Source organism: Luteimonas sp. A649, assembly GCF_054072735.1.
This window is the reverse complement of the sequence record NZ_JBSVRQ010000001.1, coordinates 1,767,387-1,788,998: the sequence shown is the minus strand read 5'-3', so window position 1 is coordinate 1,788,998 and position 21,612 is coordinate 1,767,387. Positions and strand designations below refer to the sequence as shown.

19 protein-coding genes are annotated in these 21,612 nt (G+C 70.5%); 6 read left to right on the top strand and 13 right to left on the bottom strand.

Annotation, left to right across the window (positions count from 1 at the left end):
• Positions 1-24 precede the first annotated feature (24 nt).
• Positions 25-1,029: a type I glyceraldehyde-3-phosphate dehydrogenase gene (gene gap, locus ACW5E8_RS08305; RefSeq protein ID WP_456964980.1), complete on the bottom strand. Its 1,005-nt coding sequence runs from the start codon at positions 1,027-1,029 to the stop codon at positions 25-27.
• Between the two features lie 169 nt (positions 1,030-1,198).
• On the opposite strand from gap, the gene ACW5E8_RS08300 reads away from it, so the two are divergent.
• The 6 genes from ACW5E8_RS08300 (at position 1,199) to ACW5E8_RS08275 (ending at position 5,768) form a co-directional block, all read left to right on the top strand.
• Complete coding sequence (locus ACW5E8_RS08300; RefSeq protein ID WP_456964979.1) at positions 1,199-1,825, top strand: OmpW/AlkL family protein; 627 nt, start codon at positions 1,199-1,201, stop codon at positions 1,823-1,825.
• Between the two features lie 68 nt (positions 1,826-1,893).
• A complete protein-coding gene (locus ACW5E8_RS08295; RefSeq protein ID WP_456964978.1) occupies positions 1,894-2,709 on the top strand; it encodes a S1/P1 nuclease in 816 nt (271 codons plus the stop codon).
• Entirely contained in the window at positions 2,706-3,584 is an 879-nt protein-coding gene (locus ACW5E8_RS08290) for an MBL fold metallo-hydrolase (RefSeq protein ID WP_456964977.1), read from the top strand. The genes ACW5E8_RS08295 and ACW5E8_RS08290 overlap by 4 nt, the downstream gene beginning before the upstream one ends.
• An 8-nt stretch (positions 3,585-3,592) precedes the next feature.
• On the top strand, positions 3,593-4,384 hold the full coding sequence (modA, locus tag ACW5E8_RS08285) for a molybdate ABC transporter substrate-binding protein (protein WP_456964976.1): 792 nt from the start codon (positions 3,593-3,595) through the stop codon (positions 4,382-4,384).
• Between the two features lie 30 nt (positions 4,385-4,414).
• Entirely contained in the window at positions 4,415-5,119 is a 705-nt protein-coding gene (gene modB / locus ACW5E8_RS08280; protein WP_456964975.1) for a molybdate ABC transporter permease subunit, read from the top strand.
• A gap of 28 nt (positions 5,120-5,147) precedes the next feature.
• A complete protein-coding gene (locus tag ACW5E8_RS08275; protein WP_456964974.1) occupies positions 5,148-5,768 on the top strand; it encodes an ATP-binding cassette domain-containing protein in 621 nt (206 codons plus the stop codon).
• Positions 5,769-5,860: 92 nt separating this feature from the next.
• On the opposite strand, the gene ACW5E8_RS08270 is transcribed toward ACW5E8_RS08275, so the two are convergent.
• From ACW5E8_RS08270 to ACW5E8_RS08215, 12 genes are all read right to left on the bottom strand, one after another.
• Positions 5,861-7,231, bottom strand: coding sequence for a TonB family protein (locus ACW5E8_RS08270; RefSeq protein ID WP_456964973.1), 1,371 nt, complete (start codon positions 7,229-7,231; stop codon positions 5,861-5,863).
• A complete protein-coding gene (locus ACW5E8_RS08265; protein WP_456964972.1) occupies positions 7,218-7,589 on the bottom strand; it encodes a BlaI/MecI/CopY family transcriptional regulator in 372 nt (123 codons plus the stop codon). Before ACW5E8_RS08265 ends, ACW5E8_RS08270 begins: the two co-directional genes overlap by 14 nt.
• A gap of 237 nt (positions 7,590-7,826) precedes the next feature.
• Entirely contained in the window at positions 7,827-8,930 is a 1,104-nt protein-coding gene (locus ACW5E8_RS08260) for a PLP-dependent cysteine synthase family protein (protein WP_456964971.1), read from the bottom strand.
• A gap of 23 nt (positions 8,931-8,953) precedes the next feature.
• Positions 8,954-10,942, bottom strand: a complete 1,989-nt coding sequence (gene tkt, locus ACW5E8_RS08255; protein ID WP_456965277.1) for a transketolase — start codon at positions 10,940-10,942, stop codon at positions 8,954-8,956.
• 281 nt (positions 10,943-11,223) lie between these two features.
• Complete coding sequence (locus ACW5E8_RS08250) at positions 11,224-12,558, bottom strand: dicarboxylate/amino acid:cation symporter (protein ID WP_456964970.1); 1,335 nt, start codon at positions 12,556-12,558, stop codon at positions 11,224-11,226.
• A 60-nt stretch (positions 12,559-12,618) separates the two neighbouring features.
• Positions 12,619-14,289 (bottom strand): BatD family protein, encoded by a 1,671-nt coding sequence (locus ACW5E8_RS08245; protein WP_456964969.1) that lies wholly within the window; start codon positions 14,287-14,289, stop codon positions 12,619-12,621.
• Positions 14,290-14,293: 4 nt separating this feature from the next.
• Entirely contained in the window at positions 14,294-16,084 is a 1,791-nt protein-coding gene (locus tag ACW5E8_RS08240) for a VWA domain-containing protein (RefSeq protein WP_456964968.1), read from the bottom strand.
• The gene (locus ACW5E8_RS08235) at positions 16,081-17,073 is read right to left on the bottom strand and encodes a vWA domain-containing protein (RefSeq protein WP_456965276.1); all 993 of its coding nucleotides are present in this window, start codon (positions 17,071-17,073) and stop codon (positions 16,081-16,083) included. Before ACW5E8_RS08235 ends, ACW5E8_RS08240 begins: the two co-directional genes overlap by 4 nt.
• Before the next feature lie 17 nt (positions 17,074-17,090).
• Positions 17,091-17,546 (bottom strand): DUF4381 family protein, encoded by a 456-nt coding sequence (locus ACW5E8_RS08230; protein ID WP_456964967.1) that lies wholly within the window; start codon positions 17,544-17,546, stop codon positions 17,091-17,093.
• A complete protein-coding gene (locus tag ACW5E8_RS08225) occupies positions 17,546-18,472 on the bottom strand; it encodes a DUF58 domain-containing protein (RefSeq protein ID WP_456965275.1) in 927 nt (308 codons plus the stop codon). Before ACW5E8_RS08225 ends, ACW5E8_RS08230 begins: the two co-directional genes overlap by 1 nt.
• A gap of 50 nt (positions 18,473-18,522) precedes the next feature.
• Complete coding sequence (locus ACW5E8_RS08220) at positions 18,523-19,515, bottom strand: AAA family ATPase (protein WP_456964966.1); 993 nt, start codon at positions 19,513-19,515, stop codon at positions 18,523-18,525.
• Positions 19,516-19,650: 135 nt separating this feature from the next.
• Positions 19,651-21,606, bottom strand: a complete 1,956-nt coding sequence (locus ACW5E8_RS08215) for a type IV pilus secretin PilQ (RefSeq protein WP_456964965.1) — start codon at positions 21,604-21,606, stop codon at positions 19,651-19,653.
• Between the last annotated feature and the right edge of the window lie 6 nt (positions 21,607-21,612).

Below are 21,612 nucleotides of genomic sequence, written 5' to 3'. Positions count from 1 at the left end.
CATCGGGTCACGCTGGCCGCGGGCTTACTTCGCCGCCACCACGCGGACCAGCTCCAGGCACTTGGTGGAATAGCCCCACTCGTTGTCGTACCAGGCCACCAGCTTGACGAAGGTGTCGTCGAGCTGGATACCGGCCTCGGCGTCGAAGATCGAAGTGCGGGTATCGCCGCGGAAATCGGTGGCGACCACCTTGTCCTCGGTGTAGCCGAGGATGCCCTTGAGCGCGCCCTCGCTCTGCGCCTTCATCTCGGCCTTGATCTCTTCGTAGCTCGCGCCCTTTTCCAGCTCGACGGTCAGGTCGACCACGGAGACGTCGGAGGTCGGGATGCGGAACGACATGCCGGTGAGCTTGCCGTTGAGCTCCGGGATCACCTTGCCCACGGCCTTGGCCGCGCCGGTGCTCGACGGAATGATGTTCTCGAGGATGCCGCGGCCGCCGCGCCAGTCCTTGTTCGACGGGCCGTCGACCACCTTCTGGCTGGCGGTGGCGGCGTGCACGGTGGTCATCAGGCCGCGCTTGATGCCCCACTTGTCGTGCAGCACCTTGGCGATCGGCGCAAGGCAGTTGGTGGTGCAGGACGCGTTGGAGACGATGGCCTCGCCGGCATACTTTTCGTGGTTCACGCCGAACACGAACATCGGCGTGTCGTCCTTCGACGGCGCCGACAGGATCACCTTCTTCGCGCCGGCATCGAGGTGCTTCTGCGCGCTGGCCTTGTCGAGGAACAGGCCGGTGGATTCGATGACGACGTCGGCGCCGACCTCGTCCCACTTGAGGTTGGCCGGGTCGCGCTCCTGGGTCAGGCGGATGCGCTTGCCGTTGACCACCAGGGTGTCGCCGTCGACCGACACTTCGCCGTCGAAGCGGCCGTGCACGGAGTCGTACTTCAGCATGTAGGCCAGGTAGTCCGGCTCCAGCAGGTCGTTGATGGCGACGATCTCGATGTCGTTGCCGAAATTCTGCACCGCCGAACGCAGGACGTTGCGCCCGATGCGGCCGAAACCGTTGATGCCTACCTTGATCGCCATGGGATGCTGACTCCGTATCGCCGCGCGCCGCGGCAAGGGTGGGTGGAACACGCAGAACGCCCATTTTAGCAGGCCCGGACGGGGCCGGCCCGGACTTGATCCCGATCAATGCGGGCCCGTATGGCACACCGCACCATGGCGCCATCCCCAACACACGACAGGTGCGTCAATGTCCCGCAACACCCTCCCCCTCCTTGCCCTGGCCATCGCCGGCGCGCTTGCCGCGCCGTCCGCCTTCGCCCAGTCCGCCGGCGACTGGACCGTGGCCATCGGTGCCCACCAGGTGAACCCGGACTCCGACAACGGCAAGCTCGCCGCGGGCACCCTGCCGCTGGACATCGGCTCCAGCACCCGCCCGACCATCGCCGTCGAATACTTCCTGCGCGACAACCTCGGCCTGGAAGTGCTGGCCGCGCTGCCGTTCCAGCACGACATCGCCATCGACGGCCTGGGCCGCGTGGGCAGCACCAAGCACCTGCCGCCCACCATCAGCCTGCAGTACCACTTCAACGGCCAGGGCAAGGTGTCGCCGCTGCTCGGCGTGGGCCTGAACTACACCACCTTCTTCAGCGAGGACACCCGCGGCGCGCTGGCGGGTTCGAAGCTCGAGCTCGATGACTCCTTCGGCGTCGCGCTGCACGCCGGCGTCGACTTCAAGGTCGGCGAGAAGGGCGCGATCCGCGTCGACGTGCGCTGGATGGACATCGACAGTGACGTGAAGCTCGACGGCGCCAAGCTCGGCAGCGCGAAGATCGACCCGCTGGTCTACGGCGCCGCCTACGTCATGCGCTTCTGAACCACCCGGCGCGACCCCGGACGCATGCGGGCTAGAATCGCCGCATGCGCCCGAACCGAGTCCGCCCCATGCATCGTTTCCTCCCCGTCGTCGCCCTTGCCTGTGCATTCTTTGCCGGCGATGCCCTGGCCTGGAGCGCCGAAGGCCACCGCATCGTGGCCCGGATCGCCGAAGCCAACCTCACGCCCGAAGCCCGCGCGGAGGTCGATCGCCTGCTCGCCGACGAACCCGAACCGACCCTCGCCGCCATTTCGACCTGGGCCGACGAGCAGCGCGAAAAAGACCCGGATTTCGCCAGGATGACGGCGCGCTGGCACTACATCAATTTCGACGGTCGCTGCGGCTTCGAACCGCCGCGCGACTGCCGCGGCAACAACTGCATCGTCACCCAGGCCAACCTGAAGTTCCGCACGCTCGCCGATCCCCAAGCGGAAGACGCATCGCGCGCGGCCGCGCTCAAGTACGTCGTGCATTTCGTGGGTGACCTGCACCAGCCGCTGCATGCCAGCCCACGCGACGACAAGGGCGGCAACGACTACCAGGTGAACCTGGATGGCGAGGGCAGCAACCTGCACCGGATCTGGGATGGCACCATCCTCGCGCGCCGCGAACTGGCAGCGGAGGCCTACGCCGCGGAGCTGATGCAGACGCCGCTGCCCGACGACCCGACCCTCGGCTCGGATCGCCCGATCCTGGAATGGGCGCTGGAGTCCTGCCGACTGGTGGAAGCCGGCGACATCTATCCCGCCGACGGCGCGCACGCGATCGACACCGCCTTCCTCGACGAGCGCCGGCCGCTGGCCGAACGCCGCCTTCGCGAGGCCGGCCATCGCCTCGCGGCACTGCTCAACTACGCGCTCGCTCCGCCCAGCCCACGACCGTGAGCGCCGCCACGCCCGCCGTCCACCCGTTCCACCATGCCGGCACCGGCACGTGGAGCTACGTGGTCGCGGACGCGGCCAGCGGCGACGCCGCGATCATCGACCCGGTGCTGGATTTCGACATGGCCTCCGGGCGCACGGCCACCACGGCGGCCCAGGCGCTGGTCGACTGCGTCAAGGCGCACGGATATCGCGTGCGCTGGCTGCTCGAGACACACGCCCATGCCGACCACCTGTCGGCCGCGCAGTGGCTGAAAACCACGCATTGGCCCGAGGCGCCCGTAGCCATCGGCAGCGGCATCCGCGACGTGCAGGCGCGCTTCCGCGACGTCTTCGACCTGGGCCCCGGCTTCGCGATTGATGGCTCGCAGTTCGACCACCTGTTCACCGCCGATGAAACCTTCGCGCTCGGCGGCATCGCCTGTCGCGTGCTGCCGGTGCCGGGCCATACCGCCGACAGCTGCGCCTACCTCATGGGCGACGCGCTGTTCACCGGTGATTCGCTGTTCATGCCCGATGGCGGCAGCGCGCGCTGCGACTTCCCCGGCGGCAGCGCAGCCACGCTGTACCGCTCGGTCCAGACGTTGTTCACGGAATTGGCCGACGAGACCCGCGTGTTCGTTTGCCACGACTACGGCCCCGACGGCCGCGCGCCGGCATGCGAGACCAGCATCGGCGCACAGAAGCGCGGCAACATCCATCTACACGAAGGCGTGGACGAGGCGGCTTTCGTCGCTATCCGCGAGGCGCGCGACGCCACGCTCGCGATGCCGGCGCTGATCATCCCTTCGGTGCAGGTCAACATCCGCGCCGGCGCGCTGCCCGAGCCGCATGGCAACGGCGTGCGCTACCTCGAACTTCCACTGGACACGCTGTAGGCCGCGCGATGACGCGTTCCCGCCGCTTCATGCTCGGCCTGTGCGGTCTCGTGGCCATGGCCCTGCTGCTCCCGGGTGTCGACGAGGCCGTCGCCGCCGACAGGCCGCTCACCGTGTTCGCCGCCGCCAGCCTGAAGGAGTCGATGGACGCCGCCGCGGCTGCCTACGGAGCCGCTACCGGGCAGCCCGTGCGCGTCTCGTATGCCGCCAGTTCTGCGCTGGCGCGGCAGATCGCACAGGGCGCGCCGGCGGACGTGTTCGTCTCCGCCGACCTGGAATGGATGGACGAATTGCAGTCGCGCGACATGGTCGATGCCGGGACGCGCGCGGAACTGTTCGGCAATACCTTGGTGCTGGTCGCCCCCGCCGCTTCCGCATTGAAGCCGGTCCCGCTACGCCCGGGCCTCGACCTGCGGCCGCTGCTCGGCAAGCGCGGCCGCATCGCGCTGGGCATGGTCGACAGCGTGCCTGCAGGCAGGTACGCGAAGGCCGCATTCGAATCACTGGGCATGTGGGAGGCGCTTGCGCCGCGCGTGGCCGGCGTCGAGAACGTGCGCGCGGCCTTGATGCTGGTGGCGCGCGGCGAAGCTCCGCTGGGCGTGGTGTACGGCAGCGACGCCCTGGCCGAGCCGAGGGTGCGCGTGCTGGCCACGTTTCCCGCCGGGTCGCACCCGGACATCGTGTATCCGGCAGCGCGCGTGAGCGCGAGCAGGCACCTGCATGCGGTTCCCTTCCTGCAGTGGCTGCAGGGTCGCGACGCACGCGCGATCTTCCGCAGCCACGGGCTCAGCACGCGCTGAGGCCGGACGCCCGCGCGAACCCCGAACCACATGCCCGACTTCAGCCCCGCGGAACTCACCGCCATCGCGCTCAGCCTCAAGGTCGCCTGCGTCGCAGCGCTGGCCAGCTTGCCGGTGGGCATCGCGGTGGCCTGGGTGCTGGCGCGCAAGCGCTTCCCGGGCAAGGCCCTGCTCGACGCGCTGGTGCACTTGCCGCTGGTGCTGCCGCCGGTGGTGGTGGGCTATGCGCTGCTGGTGGCCTTCGGCAGCCAGGGCGCGGTCGGCGCCTTCCTCGCCGAGCACCTCGGCATCCGCTTCGCGTTCCAGTGGACCGGCGCGGCGCTGGCCAGCGCGATCATGGGTTTCCCGCTGATGGTGCGTGCGATCCGGCTGTCGATCGAATCCGTCGACCGCCGCCTCGAACAGGCCGCAGCCACGCTGGGGGCGGGACCCTGGCGGGTGTTCGCCACGGTGACCCTGCCGCTGGCCTGGCCGGGCATCGTCGCCGGCGGCGTGCTGGCCTTTGCCAAGGCGCTGGGCGAGTTCGGCGCCACGATCACCTTCGTATCCAACATCCCCGGCGAAACGCAGACCATCTCGTCCGCGATCTATGAGCTGATGCAGGTGCCCGGCGGCGAACTCGGGATCTGGCGCCTGGCGCTGGTGGCGGTCGCGATCTCGCTGCTGGCGCTGTTGGCTTCGGAGTGGCTGGTGCAGCGGCAGCACGGGCGCCGCGGCGACGGGAGCGACGCATGAGCGGCGCACCGGCCCGGGGAGCTTCGGCATGCTGAGCCTCGATATCGAGCTGCGCCGCGGCCGCTTCGAACGCCGCGTGCGGATCGAGGATGCGGCCCGCGTGATCGCGCTCACCGGTCCCTCGGGCGCGGGCAAGACCACCGTGCTCAACGCCATCGCGGGGCTGGTGAAGCCGCGGGCCGGTCGCATCGAAGTCGACGGCCAGGTGCTGTTCGACGCCGAGCGCGGCATCGACCTGCCCGTGCATCGGCGGCGCGTCGGCTATGTGTTCCAGGATCCGCGCCTGTTCCCGCATCTCGACGTGCGCGGCAACCTGCTTTACGGCCGCCACTCTGCGGCTGCCAGTGCAAAGCGTTTCGAGCTTGAGGCCGTGGTCACCCTGCTCGGGATCGAAGCGCTGCTGCGGCGACGCACCGCCAACCTCTCGGGCGGCGAGGCGCAGCGCGTGGCGATCGGCCGCGCACTGCTCTCGCAGCCGGCGATCCTGCTGTTCGACGAGCCGCTGTCCGCGCTGGACCAGGCACGTCGCGAAGAACTGATCCCCTATCTGCAGCGGGTGCGCGACGAGGTGCGGCTGCCGATGCTGTACGTCAGCCATCACCCCGGGGAAGTGCAGCGGCTCGCGAAGGCCGTGCACCAACTCGACTGATGGCGACGCCACCCGAAGGGGTCCGCACGCAACGCGGCAACCGACGTCCGGGCAGCCACGAAGTCAAGACGTGGCCACCCGGGCGAGAGGAGCTATGACGCGGCAGGTCTGGCCTGGCCCTGGCCCGTGGCTGGCTCGTCCTGCGAGGCTTCGAAGTCCACCGGCACGCGTACCCAGCCCTCGACCGGCTTGCCATCCACGAGCTTTGGCGAGAACACCCACTGCTTCGCGGCCTCCACGGTGACCGCGTCGAACACGCCCGCGGGCTCGGAGCGCTCCACGACGACGTCCTTGACGCGGCCATCGGCGCCGACAAGGAGCTTCAACAGCACGCGCCCGCCCTGCTTCGCCGCCGCGGCCTCTGCCGGATACCGGGGCGGTGGCGTGCGATTGACGGGCACGTCGCCTGGCAGCGGTGCAGGCGACGCGGGGGCAACGGGGGGAACAGGCGGCGCAGGCGGCGTGGCCAGTGGCGCCAGCGGTGCCGGGGCCGCGGAAGGCGGTGCGGGCGGGGCTTCCGGTGCAGATGGGGCCGGAGGCGGTTCCGGCACGGCGACGGGCCGGACCGCCCAGGCGGCGTAACTGCAGCTTGCCAGTACGACGCCCAGCACGATGACTCCGGCGCGTCGGCGACCGGCGCCGTGTTGTGGTTGTTTCAACATGAGGATGCGTTCCTTCAAGGATTGGCTGGACTGCCAATGGCAACCGACCGGCAGTCCAGGGACGGCCAGCTGCACGTTCAACATCGCGTCCGCGTAGCGGCGGCGGGCGTGGGGATGGCGCGCGAGCACGGTGGCGTCGCAGGCGAGTTCCTGGTCGAGCCGGAAGCGGCGCTCGGCGAAATGCAGCAGCGGGTTGAACCACTGCAGGCAGCGCAGCGCAACCGCCGCCAGATTGGCGCGGCTATCGCCGCGCGCGAGGTGCGCGCGCTCGTGGGCGATCACCAGCGCGACCTCTTCCGGCGCGTGGCGGGTTTCGAAATCCGCGGGCAGCACGATGCGCGGGCGAAGGCCGCCGACCACCGCCGGGCCGACCACGCGTTCGCCGCGCCAGCTGCCATCGGCATTGCGTTCCAGCCGTCCCAGCGCGGCGACGAAGTGCCGCTGCCGATGCACGAAGCGCAGCGCGGCCAACGCGGCTCCAAGCAGCCACGCGACGGCCACCAGCACGACCCAGTTCACGCCGGAGGCCGCGACGCCTGCCGAGGCTGCGTCGGAGCCGGCGACGACGAGCACGCCCGGGTGCAGGGCCAGCAACTGGGGCGCGAGCACCTGCCCCGCCTGCGGCCGCGGAAGCGCGGCTGCAAACAGGGCCAGCGGCACCAGCGCCCAGGCGCAGTAGGCCACGCGCGCACCGAATGCCCGCTGCAGGGGCCGCCGCAGCGCCAGCACCAGCAGCAGCGCCGCGGTGGCCGCGAGGCTGCCGTCGACCAGCCAGCGCAGCAGGGACTCAGCGACGGTCATCGTCGAGCTCCTCGATCAGGCGCCGCAGGGCGTCGATGTCATCCTGGCTGAGTTTCCCGCGCTCGCTGAAGTGCGCCACCAGCGGGGCGACGCGACCACCGAACAGACGGTCGAGCACGCTTTCGCTCTGGCCCGCCACCCAGGCGTCGCGGCTGAGCACCGGCGAATACAGGTAGCGCCGGCCATCGCGTTCAGCGCGCACGGCGCCCTTCTTCAGCAGGCGGTTGAGCAGGGTCTTGATGGTGGGCTCGGCCCAGTCGCTGCGCGCGGACAGCCGCGCGACCACGTCCTCGGCGGCCAGCGGATGCTCGCCCCAGAGGACATCCATGACCACGGCTTCGGAATCACTGATCGACATATCGATTACACCTGTAAACCATGGATCGATTACAAGCGTAAACAAACCCGTTGTCAAGTACCCGCCGCCCTCGTGCGAGAGCGGCGATCGCGCACGAGTCGGAGCGGCGGTCGCCGTGGCGGTCGCGCTTGTGTGGGAGCGGCTATAGCCGCGATTACGGAGCGCCGCATGTCGGCCGATGCCCAGCAACTGGCTGTCGCGGCTATAGCCGCTCCCACAGGAAGCCTTCGGGGCGGGTCAGGCGTCGCCGAGCGGTGCGAGAACGGGGAGCTCGCCGCCCGCGACCGCCACGGCGATCGCCGCATCCGCCCGTTCGACGTCGATGCCGTTGGCCTCATACCAGGCTGGCGCGTAATAACTGTGCGCGTAGCGTTCGCCGCTGTCGCAGAGGATGGTCACGATCGAGCCGTCCTGCCCGGCTTCGCGCATGCGACGGGCGGCGTGCAGCACGCCGACGAAGTTGGTGCCGGTGGAACCACCGACGCGGCGCCCGAGCGTCGCGCTGACGTGGCGCATCGCTGCCAGCGCCAGCGCATCGGGCACCTTGACCATGCCGTCGATGCAGCTCGGGATGAAGCTCGCCTCCACGCGCGGCCGGCCGATGCCCTCGACGCGCGAACCGCAGTGATGGGTGAACTGGCGCCACGGTTCGCCCGCCACCGCCGCGCGGTAGGCGTCGTGGAATACCGATTCCTCAGGATCCGCGCACAGCACGCGGGTGGCGTGGCGGCGGTAGCGCGCGTAGCGGCCGAGCGTGGCCGCGGTACCCCCGGTGCCCGGGCTGCAGACGATCCATGCCGGCACCGGGTGCGGCTCTTCGGCCATCTGCCGGTAGATCGACTCGGCGATGTTGTTGTTCGCGCGCCAGTCCGTCGCGCGCTCGGCGTAGGTGAACTGGTCCATGAAGTGGCCGCCGCTCTCGCGCGCCACGCGCTGCGATTCGGCGTCGAGCGCGCAGGCGGTGTCGACCAGGTGGCAGCGACCGCCATGGAACTCGATCGCGGCGATCTTCTCCGGCGAGGTCGAGGCCGGAATCACGGCAATGAAGGGCAGGCCAAGCAGGCGCGCGAAGTAGGCTTCGGACACCGCGGTGGAACCGCTCGACGCCTCGATCACCGGCCGGCCCTCGCGCAGCCAGCCGTTGGCGAGCGCGTACAGGAACAGCGAGCGCGCCAGCCGGTGCTTGAGGCTGCCGGTCGGGTGGCTCGACTCGTCCTTCAGGTAGACATCGATGCCCGGATACCCGGGCAGCTCCATCGGGATCAGATGGGTGTCGGCCGAGCGGTTGAAGTCGGCCTCGATGGTGTGGATGGCGCGCGCCACCCACTCTCGCTGTGCCATGGCTGTCCCGGGCTCCGCGCGCTTCAGAGCGCGTGCGCGGCGGCGACCACGGCCTCGACCGTGAAGCCGAAGTGCGGGAACAGCACCTCGGCCGGCGCGCTGGCGCCGAAGCGGTCGATGCCGATGACGGCGCCGTCGAGGCCCACGTACTTGCGCCAGAAGTCGCTGACACCGGCTTCGATCGCCACGCGGCGGCGGCAGGCATCGGGCAGCACCGACTCGCGCCAGGCCTTGTCCTGGCGGTCGAAGACATCGCTCGAGGGCATCGACACCACGCGCACGGAATCGCCCAGCTGCGCGGCAGCGTCCATCGCCAGCCCCACTTCCGAGCCGGTGGCGATCAGGATCAGTTCCGGGGCGCCGACGGACTCTTTCAACACATAGCCGCCGCGCTCGATCGCGGCCACCTGCGCGGCGTCGCGTGCCTGCGGCGCAAGGTTCTGGCGCGAGAACACCAGGCAGCTGGGGCCGTCGCGGCGTTCGATGGCGGCCTTCCAGCACACCGCCGACTCGACCGCGTCGCAGGGACGCCAGACATCGTTGCCGGGGATGTGGCGCAGGCTGGCCATGTGCTCGATCGGCTGGTGCGTCGGGCCGTCCTCGCCCAGTCCGATCGAGTCATGCGTGTAGACATGGATCGCGTGCGCGCCCATCAGCGCGCTCATGCGAACGGCGTTGCGGGCGTAGTCGCTGAACACCAGGAAGGTGGCGTCGTACGGGATGAAGCCGCCGTGCAGCGACAGGCCGTTGGAGATCGCGGTCATCGCGAACTCGCGCACGCCGTAGTAGATGTAGTTCGCGTCGGGATCGCCCCCGGTCACGGACTTGCTGCCGCTCCACAGGGTGAGGTTGGAGCCGGCGAGGTCGGCCGAACCGCCGACCAGTTCGGGCAGCAGCGGCGCGAAGGCTTCGATCGCCATCTGCGAGGCCTTGCGCGAGGCGACCTTGGGGCTGTCGGCCTGCAGCTTGGCGATGTACGCGTCCGCGGCGGCGGTGAAGCCTTCGGGCAGCTCGGCATGCGAGCGGCGGGTCAGTTCGTCGGCGAGCTCCGGATGGCGCTGCGCATAGCCGTCGAACATCCGGTTCCACTGCTCTTCGCGCACGGTGCCGGCGTTGTTCGCGCGCCAACCGTCGCGGATCGCCTGCGGGATCTCGAACGGGCCATGCTCCCAGCCCAGCGCCCTGCGCGTGGCCTCGAGCTCGTCGTTGCCCAGCGGCGCGCCGTGCGAGGACTCCTTGCCGGCCTTGGCGGGGGAGCCGAAGCCGATCGTGGTGCGGCAGCAGACCAGCACCGGCTTGTCGTCGTGCTGCAGCGCGCGCTCGATGGCGGCCTTGATGGCAGCGGCGTCATGGCCGTCGACGTCGCGAATCACGCGCCAGCCGTAGGCCTCGAAGCGCGCCGGGGTGTCGTCGGTGAACCAGCCGGCGGTGTCGCCGTCGATGGAGATGTGGTTGTCGTCCCAGAACGCCACCAGCTTGCCCAAGCCCCAGGTGCCGGCGAGCGAGGCGGCCTCGTGCGAGATGCCTTCCATCAGGCAGCCGTCGCCCAGGAACACCCAGGTGCGGTGGTCGACCACCGCGTATTCGGGACGGTTGAAGCGCTGCGCCATCAACTTTTCGGCCAGCGCGAAGCCCACGGCGTTGGCGAAGCCCTGGCCCAAGGGCCCGGTGGTGGTCTCGACGCCGTCGGTGACGAAGTTTTCGGGATGGCCCGGTGTGCGGTGGCCGAGCTGGCGGAAGTTCCTGAGCTCTTCGATCGGCAGGTCGTAGCCCGCCAGGTGCAGCAGCGCGTACTGCAGCATCGAGCCGTGGCCGTTCGAGAGCACGAAGCGGTCGCGGTTGAACCACTTCGGGTTGTTCGGGTTGTGGCTGTGGTAGTCGTTCCACAGCACTTCGGCGATGTCGGCCATGCCCATCGGCATGCCGGGATGCCCGGAGTTGGCGGCCTGGACCGCGTCGGCGGCGAGGAAACGGATGGCGTTGGCGAGGTCTCGGCGGCTGGGGCTGGTCATGGTCTCGGCGGCAGGGGCGGCGGGCGAAGCCGCCATTGTCCCATCCCCTGCCCGCCGAGTCTCCCGGAGCGGTCCTGATGGGAGCAGTCCCTGGTGGGAGCAGTCCTGATGGGAGCGGCCTGGTGGAAGCGATGCTGGCAGAAGCACCCCCTGTGGGAGCGGCCATGGCCGCGATCGTCGCTGCCCGGATCGCGGCCATGGCCGCTCCCACAGGTTTCAGCCCCTTCGTTCAGCCCCTTGCTGCAGCCCCTCGCTTCAGCCTCTCGCTTGAGCCCACCGCTTCAGAGCGCCGCTTCGGATCTGTCCGGCGCGAGGTCGGTCGGCGCATCCAGCTCCCCCTTCGACACAATGGCCGCGATGCCGAGGTCGCCGGTGACATTGACCGTGGTCCGGCACATGTCGAGGAAGTGGTTCACGCCAAGGATCAGGCCGATGCCCTCCGGCGGCACCCCGACCATGGCGCAGATCAGCGCCACCACCGGCAGCGATCCCGAGGGCACGCCGGCGGTGCCGATGCCGCCAAGGATGCAGACCAGCATCACCATGAACTGCTGCCCCAGCGTCAGGTCGACGCCGAAGAACTGCGCCAGGAAGATGACCGTCACGCCCTCGAACAGCGCGGTGCCGTTCTGGTTCGCGGTGGCGCCGATGGTCAGCACGAAGCGCGAGACCTTGGTCGGCAGGTGCAGGTCGCGGTCGGCGACCTTGAGCGCGGTGGGCAGGGTGGCGTTGCTGGACGCCGTGGAGAACGCCATCAGCATCGCTTCCTGCACGCCCTTGAAGAACTTCACTGGCGAGTAGCCGCCGACGAACCTCAGGGCCAGCGAGTACACCACCAGCATGTGCACGGCCAGCGCGCCGACCACCACCAGCACGAAGGCGCCCAGGCGCAGCAGCAGGTCCCAGCCGAACAGCACTGCGAGATTGAACATGAAACAGAACACCGCCGCCGGCGCCAGGCGGATGATCAGGCCGATCAGCGTCATCGAGATCTCGAAGATGCCCTCGATGCCGCGGCGGAGCGTCCGGATCGGCGCCGTGTCCGGGCTCATCACGATGCCGACGCCGAACATCAGCGCGAAGAACATCAGCGCGAGGATGTTGGCGTTGTTGGCGGCGGCGCCGATCACGTTCTGCGGCACGATGTCGAGCAGCATCTGCACGCCGGTGGGCTGCGCGCCGCTGTCGCGGACGATCGCCGCAGTGCGCTCGGCGCTGTCGGCCAGCAGCTGCTGCGCCAGCGCCGGATCGACGCCCACGCCGGGCTTGAACACGTTCACCATCACCAGGCCCAGCAGCACGGCGATGCCCGAGAGCACCACGGTGCAGACCAGGGTCTTCCAGCCGATGCGCCCGAGCGACTTCACGTCGCCCATCTCCGACACGCCCACCACCAGCGCCGAGAACAGCAGCGGCACGATCATCATGAAGATCAGGCTGAGGAACAGGGTCGAGAAGGGCTGCGTGACGTACTGGGTCAGGCCCTGCACCCAGCCGGCCTCGCGGCCGATGCCGTAGTGCACGAACAGGCCCAGCAGCAGGCCCGCGACGAAGCCGATGGCGATTTTCCAGTGCAGCGGCATGCGCTGCCCCGTGGACGCGGTCGGCTCGGTCATGCGGTGTTCCCCGGAACGGTGTGGACGGCGGAGCTTAGCAAAGCACGTCCCGCGACCCGCTCAGCGGGGGTAGAGCGGGGGCAGCGCCTCGTCGGCGGCGCCGTTCCCGGGCAGCCAGTCGGGACCGCGGGCAAAGGCTTCGCGCACCGCCGCGCGCGCCTGCGAAGCCCCCCCTTCGCCCTGCCCCCAGCGCGCCCACTGCAGGGCGGCGATGGCTTCGCGCTGCGGACCGGGTGACAGCATCCGCGAGAGCGCATCGAGGTCCGGGGTGCCGGCGGGGGCCAGTGCGCACAGTGCGGCGGCGACCTCGCCCAGGTCGCCGGTATCCAGCGCCCTGCGCAGCGCCGAACCCTGCCACGGGCGCCGCACGCCCGGGGTCCCCGCAGCGGCGTCACCGCCACCCGCGCCGGCGTCGCCCGCCTGCGCCCGCTGTCGCCACTGCAGCGCCCAGGCCAGCGTGGCCAGCCACAGCAGGGCGAAGGCGACCGTCGCCAGCGCCCATCCACCAACGCCGTGTTGCACGCCCGGTACGCGCACCAGGCCCGCGTCGCCACGTGGCGACGCGGCGATGGTTCCGGGTACGGCCGGGGCAACGTCGAGCTCCAGCGCGGGCACCGTCGCTTCGCGCATCCGGTCGGCGTTGACGTCCCACCACTGCAGTCGCGGCCCTTCGATGTGCAGCGGGCCCTCGCGCGCCGGCAGCACCGCGAAGCGCCGCACCATGCGCACGCGCGGCCGGCCGTCCTCGATCATCTCGTCGTGCTGTGCCGGTTCGGGAAAGACCTGTGCGCCCTGGTCGACGGTGATCATCGGCGGCTCCAGCTGTGCCGCGGTCGCGCCATCGGCCACGAGCTCGAGCTCGACCGTGGCCGCATCGCCGGCGCGCACGCCTTCGGGCGCCTCCCGCCAGCGAAGTTCCACGCCGTGCAACGGCAGCCACGGTCGCGGCGCGGCATCGGGCACGGGCTTCACTTCGAGCACGAGCCGGGGGCCCTCGGCGGAGAGCGTGCGCTGGCCATCGCCGAACAGGTCGTCGAACCAGCTCCCGGCGCCGCGGCCACGGAAACGGGCCGGAGGCAGTTCGAGCCGGCCGCTGCGCTCCGGCACCAGCACGTAGCGGCGCTCGACCACCTGGTAGCGACGGCCGCCAATGTCCCGCGTGTATTGCACGTCGCTGCCCGCGCGTTGCAGCGCACCGCCGTCAGGTGCCGCCTGGTCGAACTGCCCGGACAGCAGCTGCGGGACGTAGTACAGCCGCAGCCGCAGTCCGACGGCCTGTTGCACGTAAGGCGCGACATCGTCGAGTTCAGCCTCGATGAACACCGGGCCGCGCGCGCGCACCGACGCGGCACTGGCCGCGGCCACGGTGAGCGTGATGGGCGTGGTGCGCTCGCTGCCCACGCGAAGCGCAGGGATCGTCAGCGCGCCTGCGCGCTCGGGCTGCAGCGCCACGGCGTACAGCGTGCGCGAGACCGTCTGGCCGGCGCGCTGCTCGAACGACTGGCGGCTGCTGCGCTGTTCGATCTGGAAGCCATCCTGCAACGGTGCGTAGTCGGGGCGTGCGCCGGTGTCGGTCTCGATGTTGAGGGTGACGGTTTCGCCCAGCCCGATGCTGTCGCGATCGAGCCAGGCGCGGGTCTCCGCGTGGACCAGGGCTGGTAGCGACAGCAGCGACAGCAGCAGCGGCAAAAGCCAGGTGGAATGGATCCGGGATTTCATCTTCGTGCCCATGTGTTCAGCGCTCTCCGGCGCGGCGGCGCAGGTGTTCGCTGCGGAAGCGCGCCCGCAGCAGGGCGCCAGGATCGTCGGGGATACGGCGCAGCCAGGCGGCGTTGGCCTCCTCGCGTTCCCTGGCGGCGGTTGACTCCGCCTGCACCTGCGTTTCCGTGCCGTCGCCGGCCTGTCCCGCACCTTCGCGCGCAGCGCCGGCGTCGAGGGCGCGCTGCATCGCCTCGCGCTGCGCTTCGTCGGCGGCCTGCTGGCGGGCCTGGGCGTCGGCGTCGGCGTCGTCGGCCGCAGGCGGGTCCGCGCTGTCGGTGCCGGCATCGGCGGGATCCGGAGATGGGTCTTCGGGTGCCTCTTCGCCTGGCTCACGACCGGGGTCCGCATCGGGCTCGCCCTGACCCTGCTCGCCACGCTTGCCGTCATCAGGTCCGGGGGCACCGCCCTGCCCGCCATCGGGCGGGGCATCGCCGCCGCGGCCGCCGCCTGCGGGTGGCTGCTGGCGCTGCATGGCCGCTTCGACGGCGGCGCGGTTGGCCGCGGCATCGGCCATGCCGGGCGTCTCGGCCAGGGCCTCGTCGTACGCAGCCAGTGCTTCCCGGTAGCGACCGGCGCGGGCCAGTGCATTGCCGCGGTTGTAGGCGGCGTCGGCGCCGGGCACGTCGGCGAAGCCACGCGCAGCGGCTTCGAATTCCCCCGCGCGATAGGCGGACTCCGCCTCGACGCTGCGCGCGTGCATTGCCTGGTCGGCGCGACGCCAGGGGCTGGCCTGTGGCGGCTGATCGTCGACGGCAAATGCCGGCTGCACGGGCAACACCAGGCACAGCGCCAGCGCGGCCAGCACCCCGCCGCGACGGAACACGGCCAGCAGCAGGAGCATGGCCAGGGGCAACAGCCAGTAGCCGCCGTCTTCCAGCACCTCGCCGGCTTTGGCTGTGTTGCCCGTTGCGGTGGCCGCGGCGTCGCCGCCCGGCGTATCCACGATCTGCGCGGCGGGCGCATTCCAGTCATGCACGCGCCCGCCGCCTGCCGCAGCCAGCTCCCACAGCCCGGCGGAATCAAGCGCGCTGCGGTGGATCCCACCGTCGCGCTCGCGATAGCCCGCGCCCGCATCCGTGCCCATCGCCAGGACCGAGACCTGGTAGCCATCCGCCGCGGCGCGCGCAGCCGCGCGGGTGCCACCCTGGCCCGGTTCCGCGGTCAGCAACAGGATCTGGCCGCGTGCGTGCCCGGCACCCGCCAGCAGGTCGCGGGCGAGATCGATCGCGCGGCCCGAGTCCTGGCCATCCACCGGCATCAGTTCCGGCGCAAGGGCATCAAGGAAGACCGCGACATTGGCGGCGTCGGCGGTCACCGGCGACACCACGAACGCATCATCGGCATAGGCGACGAGCGCGACATCGCCCGCATGCGCGCGCAAGAGCTCGCCAAGCTTCGCGCGGGCCTGCAGCAGTCGTGATGGCGGCAGGTCGTTGGCGAGCGTCGCGCTGGACAGGTCGAGTGCGATCACCAGTGCGCCACCACCGCGCTGGAGCGGCTGCGGCACGCTGCGCCAGCTTGGTCCGGCGAGGGCGAGGATCGCCAACGCCAGACCGACGAGCGCAGCCGCGCCGGCCAGGCCCATGCCGCGCCCGGTGCCGCGCGAAGCGAGCAGCCGGGGCAGCAGGTGGGGATCCACCGCCGTGCGCCAGGCGCTGCGCCGGCGTGCGCGCTGGCGCCAGGTCCAGGCGAGCAGCGGCAGGAGCAGCAGTGCGATCAGCCAGGCCGGCCGCAGGAACTGCAGTTCGGTGAGCGGCAAGGTCACCGCGCGATCCTCCGCCAGGAAAGCACTGCCGCGAGCAGGGCGCAAAACAGCGCCAGCGACAGCGGCCAGGGATACCGTTCGAGGCGGGGACGCACCGGCTCGCCGGGCGCTTCGACCGGCTCGATGCGATCGATCTCGTCATAGATCCCCGCCAGCGCATCGGTGTCGCGGGCGCGGAAGCTGCGGCCGCCGGTCATCGCCGCGATCCGCGCCAAGGCCTCTTCGTCGATCTCGACGCCACCGCTCGGCAGGCGGAAACCGAACACCGACAGCGCCTCGCCGTCGCCACCGAACGCGATCGTGTGGATGCGCACGCCTTCGTCGCGCGCGATCTCCGCGGCCTTCTCCGGGTCGAGCACGCCGGCGGTGTTCACGCCATCGGTGAGCAGGACCAGCACGCGCTCGCCCTCGCGCTGCGCCTGCAGGCGCTTGACGCCCAGGCCGATGGCGTCGCCGATGGCGGTTTCGCGCCCGGCCAACGCGACTTCGGTGGCCAGCAGCTGTTCGCGCACCGTGTCCAGGTCGGCGGTGGCCGGCGCCAGCACGTACGCACCGCGACCGAACACGAGCAGGCCGATGCGGTCGCCCTGGCGACGCGCCACGAAGTCGGCGATCACGGCCTTGGCCGCGGTCAGGCGGTCCACCACCTCGTTGCCAACGAGCATGTCGCGCTCGCCCATGCTGGCGGAGAGGTCGACGGCCAACATGAGTTCGCGCGAACTGTCGGGCGGCTGCACCACCTCCCCCAAGGCCAGCGGACGCGCCGCGGCCACGCACAGCAGCACCCAGCCCAGCCAGGCGGCCCAGGACAGGCCGCGCCCGCGCGCCGGCGTGCCAGGTGCCGCCGCGACCTCGGCCAGACGCGCTGTCCACGGCACCCGCAGGGCGAGCCCGCCATCGCGCGCGGGCGGCAAAAACGCGCGCAGCAACCAAGGGAGCGGCAGCGCAAGCAGCAGCCAGGGCCAGGCGAATCCGGCGAATGCCGGCATGGCTGAGGCGAGCACGCTCAACGGCGGTCCTCCACCCACTCCATGAAACGTTCACGCGCCGCGTAACGCAGGTCAACGACCGCGGCGGCATCCACCTCCCGCTGGAACAGGCCCTCGAGCAGCAGCGCGCCGCGGGCACCGTCGAAGCGTGGCGCATCGCGCCCCGCGTCGAGCAGATCCAGCCAAGCCTGGCCTTCAAGCCGGTCGGCGGCCGGGTACTGGCGCTTCGCGGCGCGACGCAACAGGGCCGACATCGCGGCCACGGCCGCGGCCGGATCCGGTGCTGCATCGACCTCGGCGTCGAACAGGGCGAGCCAGCGCCGCCGCCGGCGTGCGCGAAGAAGACGCCAGGCGACGAGCGCAGCGAGGGCAAGCAGCATCGCCGCGGCGAGCAGCCACCAGCCGGGGGCCGGCGGCCACCACGACGGCGCCGTCGACAGGTGGATATCGCGAAGGACGAGGCCGTCGCCCATCAGCGCCGCCCGGCATCGCTGCTGGCCAGCCAGGCATCGCTGGGCGCGTCGCTGGACAGAGGCACGGCGTGCACGCCGCGCGCCGCCAGTGCGGCGATCGTGGCGTCGAGGCGGCCTGCGAACGCATCGCGCCAGCGACGGCGCTGGCCCGCGGCGGCGAGGTCGAGCTCGATGCGGGCACCGGCATCGCCGCCTGCCGGTGCGAACGCCAACAGGGCCTCCGGTGGCGCCATCTCCAGCGGGTCGGTGAGCAACAGCACCACGACCTGGTGGTGGGCGGTCAGCGCGGGCCAGCGCGCGGCCGGAACGGCCGCGACGCTCGCGGGATCCGCCAGCACCAGCAGCCGTGATCCCGGACGTAGCAGGCGCCGGGCGTGGTCGAGCGCGAGCTCGAGGCCGCCATCGTCCTCGGGGGGTTGCGCATACCAGCGCACGAGGGCATCGAGCACCCGCAGCGCACCGCGCGCGCCCGACGCCGCAGGCACCGGGGGCACGGCCGCGCTGCCGCGCAGCGCAGCGATGCGATCGCCGTCGGCAACCGCGCGCCAGGCGGCAATGGCTCCGGCACGGGCAGCCTGCACCGACTTGAAACGAACCCGGGTCCCGAAATAGAGCGCGGGCGCAGTGTCGGCCACGAGCAGGGTCAGTCGCTCGCGCTCGGCCTGGAACAGCTTGGTATGCGGCTTGCCGCTGCGCGCGGTCAGCCGCCAGTCGATATGGCGGGCATCGTCACCGATGGCGTACCCGCGCGACTCGGCGTATTCCATCCCGCGACCGCGCAGCGCGGAGGGCGCCTGGCTTCGCGCGCCCCCGGCGGCGCGGTGCACGCGACCGCGCGCATGGGCGAGTCCGCGAAGCGCGATCAGCTCAGGAAGCGTCGGCACGATGCCGCCCTCCTCCGCACGATCACCGCCCTGCGCCTCCAAGGCGCCTGCCGTCCGCCCCGGCCCTCCGGATCCGGCGGCCGAGCTGCGGATCATGGCAAAGGCACCTGCGCCAGAAGGGCCTGCACCAGGCGCTCGCCATCCCAGCCCTCTGCGGTGGCCTCGTAGCTGGGCAGCACGCGATGGCGGAGGACGTCCGGCGCAACCGCACGCACGTCGTCAGGCGTCACGAAATCTCGCCCGGCCAGCCACGCGTGCGCTCGTGCGCAGCGCTCGAGCGCGATCGAACCGCGTGGGCTTGCACCCCAGGCGATGCGCCGCGCCAGCTCCGCGTCGTAGCGCCCGGCGTCACGCGAGGCCAGCACCACTTCGACCAGGTAGCGCTCGACCGCAGGCGCCATGTGCAGCGCCAGCACCGCGCTGCGCGCCGCCATCACGTCGGCCTGCGGGATGCGCTGCGCCGGAACGGAAGGCGCCTGCAGCATGGCCGCGGCGCGTTCGCGCGCCAGGCGGAGGATCGCGGTCTCCGCGTCCGCCTCCGGATACCCCACGCGCACGTGCATCAGGAAGCGGTCGAGCTGCGCCTCGGGCAGCGGGAAGGTGCCTTCCTGTTCGATCGGGTTCTGGGTGGCCATCACCAGGAACAGCGCCGGCAGCGCATAGGTCTGGCGACCGACGGTGACCTGGCGCTCGCCCATCGCTTCCAGCAGGGCCGACTGCACCTTGGCCGGTGCGCGGTTGACCTCGTCGGCCAGCAGCAGCGAGTGGAAGATCGGGCCCGGCAGGAACTCGAAGCGCCCGTCCTGCGGACGCCAGACCTCGGTGCCCGTCAGGTCGGACGGCAGCAGGTCGGGAGTGAACTGCAGCCGCGCGAAGTCGGCTTCGACGCGCGCGGCGAGGGCGCGGATGGCGCTGGTCTTCGCCAGTCCGGGCGCGCCCTCCACCAGCAGGTGGCCGTCCGCGAGCAGGGCCACGAGCAGGCGCTCGACCAGGGCTGCCTGGCCGATGATTTCGGCAGAGAGCGCCTCGCGCAGGCCCGTGAAGAGGCCGTGGAGCCGGGCGTCGTCGTCGCTGGTCGTATCCATGGGAAACCGGGTTGCGGCGCAGGACGCGTCGGGAGCAGTTTGACCCGAATCGGCCGCAATGGTTCAGCGCGGGCAAGTCCCGAAACGACGACGGGGCCCGAAGGCCCCGTCGCGCACTGCATCTGGAGACATCTGTCAGTAACTGCGCGGCGCCACGCGCAGTACGCGCGGAGTGACGAAGATCAGCAGTTCGGCCTTGGCCTTGGCGCGTCCTTTGGTCTTGAACAGGTTGCCGATGATCGGCAGGTCGCCCAGGAACGGCACCTTGGAGAGAGAGTCCCGGTCGCTGAACTCATAGACGCCGCCGATTACGACGGTCTGACCATCCTCGATCAGCACTGCAGTGGTGACTTCACGCTTGGCAAGATTTGGAATTGAGCCGATACCGATAATCTCGGTGTAATCCTCGATCTCGTCCTTCTTGACCGCGAGGTTCAGGAACACGCGGCCGTCGGCTGTGATGGTCGGAGTAACCTTCAGCTCAAGCAGTGCTTCCTTGAACTGTACGGTCGGCACGGAGTTCGACTGGCCACCCGTGACCGTGAGATAGCCCACCTCACGACCTTGGCGAATGATCGCCTCACGTTGATTGCTGGTGACAACCCGCGGATTGGACACCACCTCGCCCCGGTTCTCCTGTTGCAGCGCCTGCAGTTCCAGATCCCAATCGATGGTGTTGCCGAGAATGGTGAAGGCAATCGAGCCGGGATTGAGGTTACGAATGCTGAAGTCGTTGTTGAGTACGCCCTCACTGCCCCAGCTGAGCGGCGTGCCCGGCGGAGCAGTTGCAGCTGATCGGATCAGATTATGGTTGGCGTCGATCGAACCCGAACTGATCAATCGATCCTTGACGCCACGAACGCCGAAGCGCGCACCCAGATCCCTCGCGAACGACTCGTTTGCGATCACGATCCGCGCTTCGATCACCACCTGGTCCACAGGCTTGTCGAGTTCCGACACCAGGCGCTTGATCTCAGCCACACGTTGCGGGATATCGATCACCAGCAAGGTATTGGTGCGGCGGTCATGGCTGAGGCTGCCACGCATCGACAGGAAGCCCTGACTCTGCCGTCCCTGTCCGCCTTGGCCACCCTGGCTGCCTTGGCTGCTCTTGCTTTCCTCGGTCAAGAGCTTGGCGATGTCCTCGGCGCTGCCATAGGAAATCGGAATGTACTCCGTCAACATCTCCGCACTCTCTTCGAGCGCCAGACGGGCATTGGCGATGTCCTGCTCGAACTTCGCGATCTCCACCTGCGGCGCCACCCAGACCACGTTGCCACTGCGGCGCTTGTCCAGCGACTTGGCCTGCAGGACGATGTCCAGCGCCTGGTCCCACGGCACGTTGATCAGGCGCAGGGTGACGTTGCCGGTGACGTTGTCGCTGGCGACGATGTTCAGGTCCGACAGCTCGGCGATGAGCTGCAGCACGGTGCGCACCGGCACATCCTGGAAGTTGAACGTCACCGGACGGCCGCGATACGCGCGGGTCTCACCCCCGGCGGCCTGGGCCGCGGCGGTCTGGCCCGTGGCTGCCACGGTGTTCGCAGCCGATGCACCCACGGCGCGGCCCGGAGCCTCGGCGCGCGGCACGATCTCGACGATGTAGTCGCGGCCCGTCTGGTACGCGAGCGGCTCGAAGGCGCCCTGCGTGCTCAGCACGATCTGGGTGCCCTTGGCGCCCTGGTTGGCGTCGATGCGCTGCACCGGCGTGGCGAAGTCGGTGACGTTGAGCGGCCGCTGCAGCGATGCCGGCAGTGACGCGTTGCCGACGTTGATGATGACCGCACCGCCCTCGGTGCGCAGGTCGGGGGCCGCGCCCTCGCCGTCGAAGCGGAGCACGAGCTTTCCGGCCCCGCCATCGCCGCGCTTGAAGTCGATGTCGGTCACGGCCACTTCGGCCGGAACCTGCTTGGCAGGGTCGACCGCCACGGCGGAGGACTGGGCGAAGCTGGCCATCGGCACGCCCGGGTTCGGTGCGGCGCTGACCGACCCGAAGGCGGCGACGAGGCCCGCGAGGAGACCGCAGGCGCCTGCCCGGAGGGGCAGGGCCCGCCGGGTCGACGAACGGCGTTGCGTGTTGGTGAACGTCATCTGGCT

Bases quoted from the DNA above. Each gene is read 5' to 3' on its own strand.
- gap (WP_456964980.1), bottom strand. From the start codon at position 1,029: ATGGCGATCAAGGTAGGCATCAACGGTTTCGGCCGCATCGGGCGCAAC.
- ACW5E8_RS08300 (WP_456964979.1), top strand. From the start codon at position 1,199: ATGTCCCGCAACACCCTCCCCCTCCTTGCCCTGGCCATCGCCGGCGCG.
- ACW5E8_RS08295 (WP_456964978.1), top strand. From the start codon at position 1,894: ATGCATCGTTTCCTCCCCGTCGTCGCCCTTGCCTGTGCATTCTTTGCC.
- modA (WP_456964976.1), top strand. From the start codon at position 3,593: ATGACGCGTTCCCGCCGCTTCATGCTCGGCCTGTGCGGTCTCGTGGCC.
- modB (WP_456964975.1), top strand. From the start codon at position 4,415: ATGCCCGACTTCAGCCCCGCGGAACTCACCGCCATCGCGCTCAGCCTC.
- ACW5E8_RS08275 (WP_456964974.1), top strand. From the start codon at position 5,148: ATGCTGAGCCTCGATATCGAGCTGCGCCGCGGCCGCTTCGAACGCCGC.
- ACW5E8_RS08270 (WP_456964973.1), bottom strand. From the start codon at position 7,231: ATGACCGTCGCTGAGTCCCTGCTGCGCTGGCTGGTCGACGGCAGCCTC.
- ACW5E8_RS08265 (WP_456964972.1), bottom strand. From the start codon at position 7,589: ATGTCGATCAGTGATTCCGAAGCCGTGGTCATGGATGTCCTCTGGGGC.
- ACW5E8_RS08260 (WP_456964971.1), bottom strand. From the start codon at position 8,930: ATGGCACAGCGAGAGTGGGTGGCGCGCGCCATCCACACCATCGAGGCC.
- tkt (WP_456965277.1), bottom strand. From the start codon at position 10,942: ATGACCAGCCCCAGCCGCCGAGACCTCGCCAACGCCATCCGTTTCCTC.
- ACW5E8_RS08250 (WP_456964970.1), bottom strand. From the start codon at position 12,558: ATGACCGAGCCGACCGCGTCCACGGGGCAGCGCATGCCGCTGCACTGG.
- ACW5E8_RS08245 (WP_456964969.1), bottom strand. From the start codon at position 14,289: ATGGGCACGAAGATGAAATCCCGGATCCATTCCACCTGGCTTTTGCCG.
- ACW5E8_RS08235 (WP_456965276.1), bottom strand. From the start codon at position 17,073: ATGCCGGCATTCGCCGGATTCGCCTGGCCCTGGCTGCTGCTTGCGCTG.
- ACW5E8_RS08230 (WP_456964967.1), bottom strand. From the start codon at position 17,546: ATGGGCGACGGCCTCGTCCTTCGCGATATCCACCTGTCGACGGCGCCG.
- ACW5E8_RS08220 (WP_456964966.1), bottom strand. From the start codon at position 19,515: ATGGATACGACCAGCGACGACGACGCCCGGCTCCACGGCCTCTTCACG.
- ACW5E8_RS08215 (WP_456964965.1), bottom strand. From the start codon at position 21,606: ATGACGTTCACCAACACGCAACGCCGTTCGTCGACCCGGCGGGCCCTG.